At 72.3% G+C, this 15,711-nt stretch carries 12 protein-coding genes; 3 read left to right on the plus strand and 9 right to left on the minus strand.

Annotation, left to right across the window (positions count from 1 at the left end):
- Positions 1-36: 36 nt before the first annotated feature.
- Genes OJ962_RS03060 through OJ962_RS03075 form a run of 4 tightly spaced genes read right to left on the minus strand, consistent with a single transcriptional unit; the run spans position 37 to position 4,462 of the window.
- Positions 37-198 (minus strand): hypothetical protein, encoded by a 162-nt coding sequence (locus tag OJ962_RS03060; protein WP_202955390.1) that lies wholly within the window; start codon positions 196-198, stop codon positions 37-39.
- Positions 195-1,235 (minus strand): cytochrome d ubiquinol oxidase subunit II, encoded by a 1,041-nt coding sequence (locus OJ962_RS03065; RefSeq protein ID WP_202955389.1) that lies wholly within the window; start codon positions 1,233-1,235, stop codon positions 195-197. The genes OJ962_RS03060 and OJ962_RS03065 overlap by 4 nt, the downstream gene beginning before the upstream one ends.
- Entirely contained in the window at positions 1,228-2,607 is a 1,380-nt protein-coding gene (locus OJ962_RS03070) for a cytochrome ubiquinol oxidase subunit I (RefSeq protein ID WP_202955388.1), read from the minus strand. Before OJ962_RS03070 ends, OJ962_RS03065 begins: the two co-directional genes overlap by 8 nt.
- Positions 2,608-2,632: 25 nt before the next feature.
- Positions 2,633-4,462: a PASTA domain-containing protein gene (locus OJ962_RS03075; RefSeq protein ID WP_202955387.1), complete on the minus strand. Its 1,830-nt coding sequence runs from the start codon at positions 4,460-4,462 to the stop codon at positions 2,633-2,635.
- A gap of 66 nt (positions 4,463-4,528) precedes the next feature.
- On the opposite strand from OJ962_RS03075, the gene OJ962_RS03080 reads away from it, so the two are divergent.
- The 3 genes from OJ962_RS03080 (at position 4,529) to OJ962_RS03090 (ending at position 10,473) form a co-directional block, all read left to right on the plus strand.
- Complete coding sequence (locus tag OJ962_RS03080; protein ID WP_202955386.1) at positions 4,529-5,632, plus strand: mandelate racemase/muconate lactonizing enzyme family protein; 1,104 nt, start codon at positions 4,529-4,531, stop codon at positions 5,630-5,632.
- Positions 5,620-6,393 carry an MBL fold metallo-hydrolase gene (locus OJ962_RS03085; protein ID WP_202955385.1) on the plus strand — a complete coding sequence of 258 codons (774 nt, stop codon included), beginning with the start codon at positions 5,620-5,622 and terminating at the stop codon, positions 6,391-6,393. Before OJ962_RS03080 ends, OJ962_RS03085 begins: the two co-directional genes overlap by 13 nt.
- Before the next feature lie 123 nt (positions 6,394-6,516).
- Positions 6,517-10,473 (plus strand): Ig-like domain-containing protein, encoded by a 3,957-nt coding sequence (locus tag OJ962_RS03090; RefSeq protein WP_202955384.1) that lies wholly within the window; start codon positions 6,517-6,519, stop codon positions 10,471-10,473.
- On the opposite strand, the gene def is transcribed toward OJ962_RS03090, so the two are convergent.
- Genes def through OJ962_RS03115 form a run of 5 tightly spaced genes read right to left on the minus strand, consistent with a single transcriptional unit; the run spans position 10,470 to position 15,664 of the window.
- Positions 10,470-11,039 carry a peptide deformylase gene (gene def / locus OJ962_RS03095; protein WP_202955383.1) on the minus strand — a complete coding sequence of 190 codons (570 nt, stop codon included), beginning with the start codon at positions 11,037-11,039 and terminating at the stop codon, positions 10,470-10,472. The genes OJ962_RS03090 and def overlap by 4 nt on opposite strands.
- A 15-nt stretch (positions 11,040-11,054) precedes the next feature.
- Positions 11,055-13,382: a Coagulation factor 5/8 type domain-containing protein gene (locus OJ962_RS03100; protein WP_202955382.1), complete on the minus strand. Its 2,328-nt coding sequence runs from the start codon at positions 13,380-13,382 to the stop codon at positions 11,055-11,057.
- On the minus strand, positions 13,379-14,119 hold the full coding sequence (locus OJ962_RS03105) for an SDR family oxidoreductase (protein WP_202955381.1): 741 nt from the start codon (positions 14,117-14,119) through the stop codon (positions 13,379-13,381). The genes OJ962_RS03100 and OJ962_RS03105 overlap by 4 nt, the downstream gene beginning before the upstream one ends.
- 23 nt (positions 14,120-14,142) lie before the next feature.
- Positions 14,143-15,006 (minus strand): RNA polymerase sigma factor SigJ, encoded by an 864-nt coding sequence (gene sigJ, locus OJ962_RS03110; protein ID WP_202955380.1) that lies wholly within the window; start codon positions 15,004-15,006, stop codon positions 14,143-14,145.
- A gap of 58 nt (positions 15,007-15,064) precedes the next feature.
- A complete protein-coding gene (locus tag OJ962_RS03115) occupies positions 15,065-15,664 on the minus strand; it encodes an FMN-dependent NADH-azoreductase (RefSeq protein WP_202955379.1) in 600 nt (199 codons plus the stop codon).
- Positions 15,665-15,711: the final 47 nt, after the last annotated feature.

The raw sequence follows: 15,711 nt of genomic DNA on the forward strand, positions 1-15,711 counted from the left end.
GCAGCTCACGCAGGCGCTTGAACGGCTTGGGCCGGCTCACTCCTGGTCCCTACCCAGGTCCTCAGGATTGGCGATCACGAACACGCCCGAGACGATGAACCCGAGGCACAGCAGCACGCCGGCGATGCGGGTGAACGTGTTCTCGAACAGCAGCATCAACGGCAGGCCCAGCACGAGGCAGGCGAACATGAGCTTCATCGGTCCACCGGCCGGAAGCGCTGGTCGAGCGGCTCGTACTCCTGGTCGAGCGTGCCGCGCAACACGAGTCGGTACAGCCACCACAGCGATGGGACCAATACGAGCATGCCGAGCCCGACGCTCACCACCAGAGCGGTCAGCGTTGTGTCGCTCGCGGCCGCGTCGTCGAGCGTCAACGCGCCCGGCAGGATGTAGGGGTCCTGCGCGAGCGCCCAGCCGACCGTCATCGCGCCCACGGCGGCCGCGGCGGTGAAGCGGGCGGGGCCGTAGCGGCCCGTGATGACGAGCGCGATCGTGACGAGCCCGGCCGCACCGCTGAGGACGACCGCGATCAACCCGTCGCCGGAGGTCAGCCCGTCGTAGAGCTCGCGGGCGTCGGCACGCACGACCAGCAGGCTGATCAGCGCCGCCGCTCCCGCCACCACTCCGGAGCCGATCGCGCGCTTGCGGAACGCGTCGACCATGTCGGGCAGCTCGGCGCGGCGGGCGTCGCCGGTGAGAAAGACGGCGGCGAGGTGCGCGCCGGTGAGGATGGCGACGACCCCGAGTGCGATCGACGTCGGGTTCAGCCAGCTGTCGATCAGGTCGCCCGCCGCGTTGCCGACCGGCACGCGGCCCGACGCGACGCCACCGATCGCGGCGCCGAAGAAGAACGGGATCAGCACGGACGAGAACGCGAACGTCGCGCCGAGCACGCGCGCCTCGTTGATCGTCGCGGCCTGGCCGCGCAGCGCGAACGCCATCCCCCGGAAGATCACGCCCAGCGCGGCGAGGAAGAGCGGGATCGAGAGCGTCGACATCAGCGAGCCGAACGCGACCGGGAACGCCGTCCACACCATCACCAGAACGAAGATCAGCCACACGTGGTTGGCCTCCCACACGGGGCTCATCGAGCGCTGGATCATGCCCCGCAGGCGCCCGCCGCGCTCGGCGCCGCCCGCGGTCAGGTCCCAGAAGCCCGCGCCGAAGTCCGCGCTGCCGAACACGGCGTACGCGGTCACGCCGAGGATCACGAGCGCGGCGCAGACCTCAGCCACGGTCGAGCTCCGTCTCGATGGGGCGCGAGGCGAGCCGGCGCAGCAGCCAGATCACCGACCCGAACAGCAGCACGTAGACGGCGATCAGCGCGGCGTAGCCGATCTCGAGGTTGTCCGCGCTCGTGACGGCGTCCTCGGTGCGCATGAAGCCGTAGACGATCCACGGCTGGCGGCCGACCTCGGTCGTCACCCAGCCCGCGATCAGGGCGACCACCGACAACGGCCCGGCCAGCATCACGGCGCGGAAGAACCACTTGGTGTCGGGCAATCGGCGCTTGCGCAGCCACACGAAGATGAAGAACGAGCCGAGCGCGGCCAGGAACGTCCCGATCGCGATCATCGTCTGGAACGACGTGCGGACGATGTTCACCGGCGGGCGGTCCTCTGGCGGGACCGACTCGAGCCCGACGACCTCGGCCGTCGGGTTGTGGTGGGCGAGGATCGAGAGCAGGTACGGGATCTTGATCCCGTAGCGGACCTCGTTGCGCTCGGTGTCGTAGAAGCCGCCGAGGTGGAACGCGGCGCCCTCCTCGGTCTTGTAGACGCCCTCGAACGCGGCCAGCTTGACGGGCTGGCTCTCGGCGACCTTGCGGCCCGCCCAGTCGCCGACGACGACCTGGATCGGCGCCGCCAGCGCGGCGAACGCGAGCGGCACGACCAGCGCCGTGCGCGTGTAGCGGTCCCGACGGCCCTTCAGCCAGCGGCGCGCGTAGTAGGCGGCGACGAGGAAGCCGGCGACGAGGTAGCCCGCGAGGTACATGTGCACGAGCTCGTGGGCGACATGGCCGTTGAGCAGTGCGCTGAACGGCACCGGGTCCTGCACCTGCCCGTTGACCACCTCGAAGCCCTGCGGGTCGTTCATCCAGCCGTTGACGCTGATCACGAACGCGCTGCCCGTGGCGCCGGTGATGATGATCGGGACGCCGGTGAGGATGTGCGTGCGCTTCGGGAGCCGGTCCCACCCGTAGACGTAGATCGCGATGAAGATCGCCTCGAGGAAGAACGAGATGCCCTCGAGGCCGAACGCGACGCCGAACACCTCGCCGAACGTGGCCATGAAGTCCGGCCACAGCAGTCCGAACTCGAACGACAGGATGGTCCCCGTTACGACACCGGTGGCGAAGATGATCAGCGCCACCTTCGACCAGCGCTTCGCCAGCGCCTTGTACAGCGGGTCGCCCGTGCGCAGGTAGAGGCCCTCGACGAACAGGAACATCGCGGGGAAGGCGATGCCGAAGCACACCAGCGGGATGTGCACCGCCAGGCTCAGCGCCTGCATCTGGCGCGCTTCGAGCGCGTCGGGCGAACCCGTGCCCTCGAGGACCCCCCGGACCTGCTCGGCGGCGAAGACCACCAGCGTTGCGTCGGCCATCGCCGACGCACACTACGCGCTCAGGTCATCCGGCGACAGCCGGCTCGGCGCCGTCGAACAGCTTCACCGGCTTGGCGTCCAGGTCGGCGGGATCGAGCTGGACGATCTCCTCGGTGCTCCCGCAGGCGCCCCGGCTCGCGATCAGCTCGTTGCCGCTCCAGGCCAGGTCGCAGGCGTTGCCGGCCACGCTCTGCGCGGCGAGCAGCTCACCGGCGGGCGCGTGGACCTCGATCCGGCCGGCGTTGATCACCGCGATCCGGCCGTCGCGGGCGACGGCGAGCGCGCGCAGGTCGCCCTGCGCGAGCGGCCGGCCGACCGGCACCAGGTCGGCGCCGACGCGGACGAGCTCGTCCTGCCCGCTCGTGCCGGTCTTGCGGCGCAGCGTGTACAGGCCGTCGGCGCTCCAGGCCGGGCGGTAGTAGTCGAACGTCTCGTCGGGGTGGCAGCGCGGCGCGGTGGCGGGCGGGACGACCACGCACAGCGCGCCGCCGGCGCCCGGCTCCTGCTCGGAGATGACGGCGAAGCGGCCGCCGTCGGGCGCGAACGCAGGGCTCACGTAGGAGCCGCCGCCGGCGGTCAGCGGCCGCGGCGTGCCGGGCGCGCGCGGATCGACGACGACGACCTCGGCGTCGGCCTCGGCGGACGCGCGCCGCACGTAAGCCAGATGGCCCGTGCGCGGGTCCCAGGCCGGGTCCCCGCTGAGCTCGCCGACGGTCCCGCCGACGGGCGTCTCGGCCTCGCCCGGGAACAGCACCAGCACGCGGTTCGCGTACGCGTAGGCCACGGGTTCCTGCGCCGCGTCGGCCGGCGCGACCGAGGACAGCGTCGCCTTCGGCGTCACGGTGCCGGCGCCCTCGCCGCGGTAGTAGGAGATGGTCACGTCGCCGCCGTCGTCGATCTCGGCGCCCGCGGGCGGGTCCTGGCGCACGACGCCGGTCACGGGCGAGGCGGACTCGGCCGGCAGCGGCGCCTGGCGCGGCTTGAGCCCCGCCTCCCGCAGCCGCTCGCGCGCCTCCGAGACGGGAAGCCCGGTCACCTTCGGCACCGCGACCTCGTTCGGGCGCGCTACGAGGTACCCGGCGATCGCGGCGGCGACCATCGGCACGAGCAGCGCCCAGCCCGCCAGCGACGCGCGCTGGTGGAAGGTGGCCTCGGCGCTCGCGCCGTGCGTGGCCACGCGCACGGGCACGGGCTCGCCGCGCTTGAGCCAGCGCCGCGGCCCGCGGACCTCGAGCTCGGCGGCGATCTCCTCCCCGGGGCCGACGTGCACACGCGGGGGCGAGATCGAGCAGCCGAGCGGGCCGGCGGATGCACCGGCTGCGTCCGGCGAGGCCGGCTCGCCCGCGGCCGCGCCGATTGCCGCGGTCAGGTCGACCTCGGCGGCCGCGTCGCCGTCGTTGCGGACGCGGACGTCGGCGAACGCGCGGCGGCGGCCGCGCAGGGTGTCCGGGAGCAGCCGGAGCGAGACGACCGCGTGGGGCGCGACACGTACGCGCGCCGGGGCGGAGCCGACGCGGCGGCCGCGGGCGAACGCGACCACGCGCAGCGGCCACTCCGCGGCCTTGATCTCCGCGATGCGTGGCACGTGGACGCTCACATCCGCCTCGCGCTGCTCGCCCGCGGGGACCTCCACGGTGCGCGGGAACACCTCCGCCCACCCGACGGGCATGCCCTCGACGGTCAGCTCGAGGTGCTCGTCGCTCGCGGAGCGGTTGTCGACGCGCACGACCAGCCGGGCCTCGGTCGCCGGTTCGACGATGACCGCCGGCGGTTCGCTGTCATAGCGGCCCCAGGGTGTGCGGAGTGCGACGCCGATGGCGTGCCGATGCCGTCCTGTCGTTCCTTCCCGGAACATCTGAAGCGATGCTAGGAGCGCTCTCTTAAGCGCAGTGCAAACGGTTTCATCGGTAGCGTCAAGCGCGTGAATATCGCACGCGTCGACGTCTTTGGCTACGCCCTGCGCTACGCGCACGGGGAGTATGTGATGTCGAGCGGGCGTGCGATCGCCGCGCTGCCGAGCACGCTGGTGCGGATCACCACGGACGGCGGGCTCGAGGGCTGGGGCGAGACGTGCCCGCTTGGGCCGACCTACCTCGAGAGCCACGCCGAGGGCGCCCGCGCTGCGCTGCGTGTGCTGGCTCCCGCGCTGCTGGGCGTGGACCCGCGCAACCTGGGTGCAGTGCAGGACGCCATGGACGGCGCGCTGCGCGGGCACGCGTACGCCAAGGCGGCGCTGGACATCGCGTGCTGGGACGTGCTCGGCCGCGCGCTCGGCGTGCCCGTGAGCACGCTGCTCGGCGGCGTGCGCAGTGCCGACTTCCCGCTGTACGTCGCGATCCCGCTCGGCCCGGTGCACGAGATGGTGCAGCACGTCCGCGACCGCCGCGCCGAGGGCGTGCGCCACTTTCAGCTCAAACTCGGCGCGGACCCGCGCGAGGACGTGGCGCGTGTGCGCGCCGTGCTGGAGGAGGACCTCGACGTCGTCGCCGCCGACGCCAACGGCGGCTGGCGCCTGCAGGACGCCGTGTTCGCCGCCCGCGCGCTGGAGGGACTCGACCGCGTGTTGTTCGAGCAGCCCTGCCCGACGCTCGAGGAGTGCCTGGTCGTGCGCGAGCGCACGACGCTGCCGATGGTGCTCGACGAGGTGATCACCGACGTGCCGGCGCTGATCCGCGCGTACGGCGCGATGGAGGCGATCAACCTCAAGCTCGGGCGTGCCGGCGGCCTGACGAAGGCACGGCTGATGCGCGACCTCGGCACCGAGCTCGGCCTGCGCTTCACGATCGAGGACACGTGGGGCGGCGACGTCACCACCGCCGCCGTCAGCCACCTGGCCGCCTCGACGAAGCCCGATCACCTGCTGATGGCGTCGTTCATGAACGACTGGACGCTCGACCACGTCGCCGGCTACGTGCCGCGTTCGGTCGACGGCCGCGGTGCCGCGCCGACCGGGCCGGGGCTGGGGATCGACGTCGATGCCGAGGCGCTGGGCGAGCCCATAGAGTCCGCCGTGTGGTCACCCTGACGCACATCGGCGGCCCGACCGCCCTGGTCGAGTTCGCCGGCTGGCGCATCCTGACCGACCCCACCTTCGACCCCGCCGGCGGCAAGTACAAGTTCGGCTGGGGCACCGGCTCGGTCAAGACGGCCGGGCCCGCGATCGACCCCGCGCAGCTCGGCCCGATCGACGCCGTCCTGCTCACGCACGACCACCACGAGGACAACCTCGACGCCGCGGGCCGCGCGTTCCTGCCCGAGGTAGACACGGTGGTGACCACGGCGTCGGGCGCGCAGCGGCTCGGCGGCGCCACGCGGGGGCTGACCGACTGGCAGACGACCGAGCTCGCCAAACCCGGGTCGCCCACGATCAAGGTCACCGCCACACCCTGCCGGCACGGCCCGCCGCTCAGTCACCCGATCGTCGGCGACGTGATCGGCTTCGCGCTCGACTGGGGCGAGGGCGTGCTGTGGTTCAGCGGCGACACCGTGCTCTACGACGGCGTCAAGTCCGTCGCGCAGCGCCTGAAGGTCGACGTCGCAGTCCTGCACTGCGGCGGCGTCCAGTTCCCTGTGACCGGCCCGGCGCGCTACACGATGACCGGCCACGACGCGGTCGAGCTGGTCAAGCTGCTCCAGCCGCGCGTCGCGATCCCGATCCACTACGAGGGCTGGAGGCACTTCCGCGACGGGCAGCGCGGCGTCGAGCGCGCGATCGCGCAGGCGCCCGCGGACGTCATGGAGCGCTTCCGTTGGCTGCCGATCGGCGAAGCGGTCTCGCTCTCTTAACTGGACAACTGTTCGAAGGTCGACGCGCGAGGCGATCTGTACGGTTGCGCCTCGATCCGCGCTGACCCGGTCGCCAACGGCCCCTGCGGTGCTCGAGTCTTTATAGGGAGAGGGGAACTCCGTATGAGCCGTTCGGCCGGCCGTGTCCGACTGTTGCTGGTCCTTGCGCTGATGGCGCTGGCGAGCTTCGCGCTGCCCGCCGCCGCGAACGCGGCGCCGCCGACGTGCGTCGACCCGCCGGCGATCGAGATCGAGCAGGGTGAGGTCTACAGCGTCTCGCCCTTCGCGCTCTCGTTCTACTGCTCGGACCCGGAGGGCGGCACGCTCACGCCCACGGTGATCGCGCAGCCGGCCCACGGCACGTTGACGGGACCGGACGCCCTGGGGTGGTACCGCTACACGGCCGGGACGACCCACGTCGGCCAGGACACGATCCGGCTGCGGGTCTCCGACCCCGCCCAGGAGTTCGCGGAGATGACGGTCCGCTTCACGATCGGGGTCGGCCAGAACGATCCGCCGAACTGCTTTCTCAGCATCGACTCGCGCGCGGTGATCCCGGGTCAGGCGTTCCAGGTCCAGGCCGGCGAGCGTACGCGCGGGACGATCTCGTGCACCGACCCGGACAGCAGCGCGTTCGACTTCTCCGTCCACGCGCAGCCCGCACACGGCTCCGTGACCGCCCTCGAGGAGGTCGCGACGGGCGGGTACGCGACGTTCCGCTACACCCCGGCTGCCGCGCATCGCGGCTCGGACTCCTTCACGCTGCACGTCAGCGATGGGCTCGCCGTGACCGAGCTGGTCGTGGCCGTGGACGTGATTGCCCCCCAGGACGACGCGCCGCAGTGCTACCAGGCCTACTTCTCGACGCTGCCGCCCGCCGACGACCGGCACCTGATGGAGGCCGGCGAGCCCTCGCGCGCGGGGCTCTCGTGCTGGGACCCCGAGGGGAAGCCGCTGACCTTCACGGTCGTCGATGCACCCGAGCACGGCCAGCTGAGCGACTTCCAGGACAACGCGACGGTCGATGAGCGACGCCTGTTCTCGGTGCGGTACACGACGGCCCCGACGTATCGCGGCCTGGACGAGTTCGTCGTCCGCGTCGGCGACGGCGAGCTCAGCACCGAGTTCGAGCTCAAGCTCCGCGTCGTGGACCCGGTCAACTCGCCGCCCACGTGCTGGACGAGCATCGGTTCGGCTCCCCCGCAGCCGGACACGCGCTATCCCGCCGAGGACGACGGGAAGCCGACCACCGGCAGCATCAGCTGCAGCGATCCCGAGAACGCGAACGTGACCTACAGCGTGCAGGTCCCGCCCGCCCACGGGGTCCTCGGCTCGCTGACGCCCCCGCAGGGCTACCCGCTCTCGGTCGCCTGGCTCTCCTACACGCCCGACGCCGAGTACCGCGGGCCGGACGAGGTCACCATCCGCGCGACCGACAGCGGCGGCGCGTACACCGACCACGTCGTCAAGTTCACCGTGGTCGCGGCGGCCAACGACGCCCCGGTCTGCCATCCGGGCCTGAGCGGCGCCTTCCCCGGGCCGGGCCAGCGCTGGCGCGCCGAGGCGGGCGAGCCGAACGCGGGCCACTACTCCTGCACGGACGACGAGGGCGAGCCGCTGACCTACACCGTCGCCGAGCAACCGGCGCACGGCACGGTGGCGTTCTCCCCCGGCTCGGGCAGCTTCACCTACACGCCCGTCGCGACCCACCGCGGCCCCGACGAGTTCAAGCTGCGGGCCGGCGACGGCACGAACAGCCTCGTGTCGGTGGTGCAGGTCGACGTCGTGGACCCGGTCAACAACCCGCCGCAGTGCTCCGTCTGGGCGGGCACCGCGGGGCCGGACGGCCGCTATCCCGCGGAAGCCGGCGTCGACAAGCACCTGTCGGTGTCCTGCTTCGACCAGGACAGCACCGCGCTGACGTTCAGCGTGTCGGACCAGCCGGACCACGGCACGGCGGACGTCGCCTCCGTCTTCGGCTCGTCCGCGTCGCTCGTCTACCGCCCGGCCGAGAGCTACAGCGGGCCCGACGAACTCACGGTGACCATCCGTGACGGCGACCTCGAGGTTCAGCAGACGGTGAAGTTCCAGGTTGCCGAGGGAATCAACGACGCGCCCGAGTGCTTCACGGCCCGCACGCTCGTGCAGCAGCCCTGGACGGGCTGGGTCAGCGCCGACTGCTACGACGCCGACAACGACAATCTGACGTACACCGTCGTGGAGCAGCCGAAGCACGGGACGCTGACGTCCACCTCCGGTGGCTGGAACTACAAGCCTCAGCCCGGCTACGTCGGCGAGGACACGTTCACCTACCGCGCCTTCGACGGCGAGCTGCAGTCCGGCACCGCGACGGCGTTCATCACGGTCGCCGAGGCCGACCGGCTGCTGCTCACGCCTGAGGTGGACACGCCGCAGGTCGGCACGACCCAGCGGGTGACGGCCACGCTGCGCGACGGCATGGGCACGCCACGCGCGGGCGAGACGTTGCAGTGGAGGATCGCCGGCGCCGGCTCGCCGCTGACGGGCCAGGCGGTCACGAACGCCTCCGGCCAGGTCGAGATCGCATGGAGCCGCAGCGCGGTCGGCAAGGACGAGCTGGCGATCACGCACGACGGCACGACGTTCGACGCCACGGCCATCGCGCACTGGCGCGCGGCGAGCGACGTCCAGCCCCCCACCGTCGGTCCGCCGACGACCACGTCCGGAGCTCCGCTGCCCGGCGTGCAGATCGGCGAGACGATCGACCCCACCGACCCCTCCCAGCGCCACATCCTGGTCTCGCGCTCGCAGACCGACGCGGCCGGCGTGCAGCCGTGCCCGGGCGTCCCGGACAGCCGCGCGCTCACGCTGGCGGTCTCGGTCGTCATCGACGCGGGCGCGAGCGACGTGGTCGCGGACAGCGTCGAGCTGTTCCAGGTCGCGCCGGGTGCCGCGCCGACCGCCGGTGCCCTGACGCCGCCCGGCTGGATGAAGCCGTCGAAGGTCGAGGGCGACAAGTACACGTTCGAGCTCGACTGCATCCGCACGGGCGACCTGTACGTCTCGTACGCGCTCAGCGAGAACGGCGAGTACGCCGAGTTCACGGTGCCGATCGGCGGGATCACGCTGATCGACCCGCAGGGCGTCGTCTACGACAAGGACAAGTACGCGGAGCGGATCGCGGCGGGCGACACGCCGGCCGTCGCGCGCGCCGCGGCCGCGATCACGGGCGCGACGGTCACGCTGCAGCGCAAGGTCGGCGCCGCGTGGGTGACGCTGCTGTCCGGCGACCCGGGCATCTCGCCCAAGGTCAATCCGCAGATCACGGGCGCGGACGGCAAGTACCAGTGGGACGTGTCCGCGGGCGAGTACCGCGTCCTCGTGGCCAAGGCCGGCTACGACACGGTCACCAGCGACGCGGTGACGATCCCGCCGCCGGCCCTCGAGCACCACATCGCGCTCACACGCACGGACAAGCCGGTCGTGCCCCAGCCCGACACCACCGCACCCAACACGACCATCACAGCCGCCCCGGCCGCGACGGGCGACGACACCACGCCGACCTTCGCGTTCAGCGCGAACGAGGGCGGCGCGCGGTTCGAGTGCCGCGTGGACAGCGGCGCATTCGCCCCGTGCACGTCGCCGCACACGACGGCGGCGCTGGCCACCGGCGCGCACACGTTCGACGTGCGTGCCGTCGACGCGGCCGGCAACGCCGACGCGAGCCCGGCGCGCGCCGGGTTCACGATCGTCACGACGCAGGGTGGGGACAACAACGGCGGTGGTGGTGGCACCGAGAACGGCGGCGGCGGCAATCCCCACGCCGGTGGCGGCGCGCCCGGCGGTGGCGGCGGCGCGCCCGCGGGCGGCGGCACCCCGCCGACGACCACGAACCCGCAGGTGAAGCCTCAGTCCGCGCTCGAGAAGCGGCTCGCGAAGGCGTGCGGCAAGCTTCAGGGCAAGAGCAAGTCGACGTGCGAGAAGCGCGAGCGGGCGCTCGCCAAGTGCGACGCGCTCAAGACCAAGACCAAGTCGCAGAAGACCAAGAAGGCCGCCTGCGTCAAGAAGGCGAAGCTGATCGGAAAGGCGAAGAAGCCCTAGGCGTCGACTTCGTCTTCGCCCTCGGGACGCGGCGGGCGCCACGCCTCTCCGGCGTTGAGCGCCCGCACCGCGGCGCGCTTGTGCTCGGGCACCGTGCGATCGAGCATGAGCACGCCGTCCAGGTGGTCGGCCTCGTGCTGGAGGATGCGCGCGTGGATGCCGGAGGCCTCCAGGCGCAGCGGCTCGCCGTGGGCGTCCTGGGCCTCCATGACGATGTCGCGCGGGCGTTCGACGGCGACGTGGACGCGGGCCTTGCCGAGCGAGAGGCAGCCCTCGATGGCGGACTCGGTCTCCTCGCCGGCCTCGACGATCCGCGGGTTCACGATCACCCGCACGGGCGCGTCCTCGGGGTCGTCCGGCAGCCGGTAGACGAAGACCCGGCGCAGCGACCCGACCTGGGTGGCGGCCAGCCCGGCGCCGTCGGCGCCGCGCATGATGTCGGCCAGCTCGGCGACCTGCTGCGCGAAGGCTTCGTCGAACTCCTCGACCTCGCGCGCCCGCTCACGCAGGACGGGGTCGCCCCATTGGCGGATGAGCGCGAACGCGCGTTCGTCAGGCTGAGACACGGCGCGGCAGGATAGCTACGTCCCGATCAGGGAGCAGAGGAGTGTCAGAGCGGCGTCATCTACCGGATTCCCGCTCCCCGCCAGTGTTTCGCCGGTCGGCGCGGTGGCCGCGCGAGCGCCCGCCGCGAACCGCGGCCGGGCCTGCGAGGCACGCGCCGCGCTCACCTCGCGCACGCCGGCCGTGAGCGCCGCCCGCGTGCTGCCCTTGCCGCCCAGCGCCACCGCACGCACACGTCCGCCGCGCACCTCGTAGGCCGCACGGCCGCGGACGACGATCCGCACCTTGCCGCCCACGCGCCGGCCGACGGGCGGGAGCCCGGACGTACGCCGGCCCTGCGCGGTGCTGCCGACGACCGCCACGCGCCCGTCGTCCCCGAAGACGGCGACGTCGGCCGCGCGCGGGTTGCCCGAGCCGTTCACGCACCAGCTCCACGCCCGCTCGCGCTGCTGCGGCTGGCCGGCGCGCGCCAGCACGGTCGTCCACGGCGCACCGAGCTTGAGCGTGCGCGTGAGGCCCTGTTTGCGTGGCGCGCACCCCGACGGCTTGACGCCGTCGGCGCGTTCCCACATCTCCAGGTAGGCCTCCGCCCCGTTCCACAGATCCTCGGCGAGGCGCGAACCGCCGACCCGCTTGAGATCCGCCAGCCAGTCCGCGTACTGCCCGTAGGTGGCGACGCCCTCCCGCGCGTAGTCGAACGTGCGCTGCCCGGTGACCTGGCGGTCGAACGTGACGCCCTCATCCAGGCCCTTGAACGGGTAGCGCAGACCGCTGCCGGGCCCGGGCTGTGTGGAGAGCCCGCCGAGGTCGGCGCCGTAGCCCCACCCGAAGCGGTACGGCGTCGACCGCGGCCGGTACCGCTCCCACTGCTTGACGTACTCGTCGGCGCTCGAATGGCCGGGGAACGCGAGCCCGCCGAGCTTCCACAGCCGCGGCCAGTTGCCCGGGTCCATCCAGCCGTGCGGGGAGATCACGCCGCTGTAGCCGCGCTTCTCCAGCAGGGTGAGCGTGGAATCCACGGCCGCCTGGCTCATGTGGTCGGGGTTGACGATCATCCGCTTGTCCATCAGCGCATTGACCGCGTGCGTGCCGAGGTCGGTGAGCCCGCGCGTGTTGCAGTGCGGCGCCTTGGGATACAGCGGCGACGGCGGGAGCGTGACGCCGGTCAGCGCGGTGAGCGCCGTGAGCAGGCCTGGATCAGCGGCGGCGATCGTATTGTCTCGCAGCGGCCCGGTGCACGTCTTCGCGCTCCAGAACGAGCCCGCGCTCACGAGGTTGCCGACGTTGATGAGCGTGCCCTGCGCACCCTCGTCGAAGCGCACGCCGGTGAGCGGGTTGTCGTACTTGTTCAGCAGCAGCGCGGAGCGCACGCCCCGCTGGTAGAGGTCGTCGAGCTCGCGGTCGATCATGGTCCGATCGCACGGCGCCGCCCAGCCGCGGCAGCCGAACGGCTCGGAGACCTCGATCTCCAGCACGACCGCCATCCGCCCCTGGTTGATCACGCGCCGTGCCGCGTACGGGTCGGTGACGATCTGGAAGAAGCCCTTGCCGGGCCCGCCGGCCTGCGCATCCACGTAGTCCTGCAGGGCGCGAATGTCGTCGAGCGAGCGCCGCACGGTCGCCATCTCGTCGCAGTCGGTGACCTTCAGCGGCTGCAGCGTGCACAGCACGCGGTTCTCGTTGACGCTCATCACCATCAACCGCAGCCCGCCCAGCCACGCGCGCTGGACCCAGCGCCAGTACGTGCCCTCACGCGTGAGGTTGTTCGCCTTGGTCTCGGTCAGGAACGGGTAGCCGCGCGTGTCGTGCGGCTGGGCCGGGTTGCCGTAGTTGAGGAAGTTCTGGAACACGGCCGTGGTGCCGCCGGGACCCTCGATGGCCGCGCAGTCGGGCAGCGCATTCGTGATCCCGAACGCGTCCCACGGCTTGCCGCAGTGGAAGCGCCCGCCGAAGTACTCGTACGTCATCCAGTGCATGTGACCGTCGATCACGCCGCCGACGCGACCGAACTCGGTCGCGCCCCTGGTCGGCGTGCCGGTGGCGTTGAGCGGCGCCTCGGGGAAGTCCGCGCAGCCGGTTGCGGGCGCTATGCGCGCCGCCAGCTCGTCGGTCAGCTCCCAGTCGGCGGGTGCGGCGCTGATGCCGGACGGCGTGACGTAGGTGCCGTCCGGCCGGTAGAGCAGGTAGCGACCGAGCGCGGTGGCCTGCATGCGCACCTGCTCGGCGCCCGCGAGCCCGGCGACGGCGTAGCACCCGCCCGCGTACGCGTAACGGTCCGTCGCGCCGTTCGCCGGCGCGACGCACACGCACACGATCAAGGCCGCGAGCGCCGCCGCTCTCCTCACCCGCGCAACGCTACACCCACCCAATCGGCGAAGCGCTGCTCGCCGAGCCACGCGTTCTCGCCCGCGGTGAGCGTCGTGTCGTCGACGTCCGCGCCGAAGTAGCCGACGGCCGGGTCGGACACCACGTCGGCGTCCGGCACCGCCATCCGCACGGCCTCGTCGAGGCCGAGCCTGTCCGGCCCGGCGATCTCGACCGCCCCGACCGGCTCGCCCACCGCGACGCGCGTGACGAAGTCCGCCACGTCGTCGGCCGCGATCGGCTGGAAGTGCGCGGGGCTGACGTGCACCTTGCCGTCCTCGCCCTTGGACGCGTCGGCGATCCACGGCACGAACTCGAAGAACTGGGTCGCGTGCAGGATCGAGTACCGGACCCCGCTCGCGACGATCAAGTCCTCCTGGGCGACCTTCGCCCGCATGTAGCCGCTGCCGGGCATCTCGCGCGAGCCGACGACCGAAAGCGCGACGTGATGCTTGACGCCCAGCTCGACCTCCGCCGCGAGCTGGTTGCGCGTCGAGGTGGTGAAGAAGTCCAGGGACGCCTGGTCCTCCCAGTCGGGCGCGTTGGTGACGTCGACGACGACGTCCGCGCCGACCAGCACCTCGCGCAATCCCTCGCCGGTGAGGGTGTTCACGCCGGTCCGCGGCGACGCCGCGACGGCCTCGTGGCCCTGCTCGCTCAGGCGGGCGACGACCTTGGAGCCGATCTGCCCCGTACCACCGATGATCACGATCTTCATGTCAGCTCAGACCGGGGACCCGGTCAGCGCGTGACAGGGAGTTTCTCCGGGTTCGCCTGGAAGAAGATCTGGGCCACGCCGCCGTCCTCCGACGGGTTGATCGACGCCACCACGATCGGCTCGCCGTCGCGGTGGACGTACAGCGCGGGCCGGCCGTTCGCGTCGAGCCCGTCGAAGCTCGCGCCGACCCAGAACTTGCCCGCCAGCCCGACGAGCGCCTTCGCGACGCGTTCGCGGCCCATGATCGGCTTGCGCGCCGCGTTGACGAGCCCGCCGCCGTCGGCGTACGTGACGACGTCCTCGGCCAGCAGCCGCTCGAGCGCGGCGACGTCGCCGGCCTGCGCGGCGGCGACGATCGCGTTCAGCAGCCGCCGGTGCGTGGCCGCGTCCGCCTTGGCCCGGCGCCCGCCCGCGAGCTTCTTGCGCGCCCGCGCGGCGAGCTGGCGCGCGTTCGCCTCGGTCAGTTGCAACGTGTCCGCGATCTCCCGGTAGGAGTAGTCGAAGGCCTCGTGCAGCACGTAGCTCGCCCGCTCGGCCGGCGACAGCTTCTCCAGCAGCATCAGCACGCCGACCTCGAGCGCCTCGCCGTTGAGCGCGCCCAGCGCAGGATCGGCGCTCGTGTCCACGGGCTCGGGCAGCCACGGCCCGATGTACGTCTCGCGCCGCGCCCGCGCCGACTGCGCCTCGTTGATCGCCAGCCGCGTGACCGTCGTGGCCAGAAACGCCGCCGGCTCGCGCACGGCGCTGCGGTCCGTGCCCTGCCAGCGCAGCCACGCCTCCTGCACGAGCTCCTGGGCCTCCTGCCGGCTGCCGAGCATCCGGTACGCGATGCCGAACAGCCGCGGCCTCGCCGCCTCGAACACGTCGATGTCGGCGGCGGAGACCACGGCTGTCGATGGTACGGCGGGCGGACTCCGCCGCACGAGCGGCGTCGGTCGCGGCCGGTCAGGCGGCTTGCGCCACCGCCCGTGCCGTCCACAGGGCGTCGATCGCGGCTTCGGCCTCGGCGCGGCTCTGGTGGGCGAGCGGGATCAGCTCGGCCATCGCCGGCGTGCTGTGGGCGAGCGTCAGCTCGGCGGTGATGAAGCGCGGCTCGAGCCCGGTCAGCCCGATGCCGTGCGGCAGCCACGCCTCCGCGTGGTCCCAGCCTTCGCGCGGCGTGCCCTTGCCGTAGCCGCCGCCGCGGGAGGCGGTGACGACGAAGTCCTTGCCCGTGAGGAACGGCTCGCGCGTGTCGGCGTCGAACGCGATGCCCGGAACGATCAGGTGATCGACCCAGGCCTTGACGTGGCTAGGCGCGCCGAAGTTGTACAGCGGCAGGCCGAACACGATCGTGTCGGCGGCCTTGATCTCGTCCAGCAGCTCGTGGCAAAGGTCGGTGACGGCGAAGCTCAGCCGGTGGGGCGGCGGGGTCTCGGCCAAGTCGCGGTACGTGACCGTCCCTTCGGGATGTGCGGCGCGCCAGCGCTGTGCGGCGCGAGCACTCAGGGCGCGGCTGACCGACTGCTCGCCCTGGATGGACGAGTCGATGTGGAGCAGGTGCATGGATTGACTCTCCGTAGATCGTTTGTGTTACGTCAATCATCTACGTT

The sequence above is a fragment of the Solirubrobacter deserti genome (assembly GCF_027587175.1).
Classification (GTDB): Bacteria; Actinomycetota; Thermoleophilia; order Solirubrobacterales; family Solirubrobacteraceae; genus Solirubrobacter; species Solirubrobacter deserti.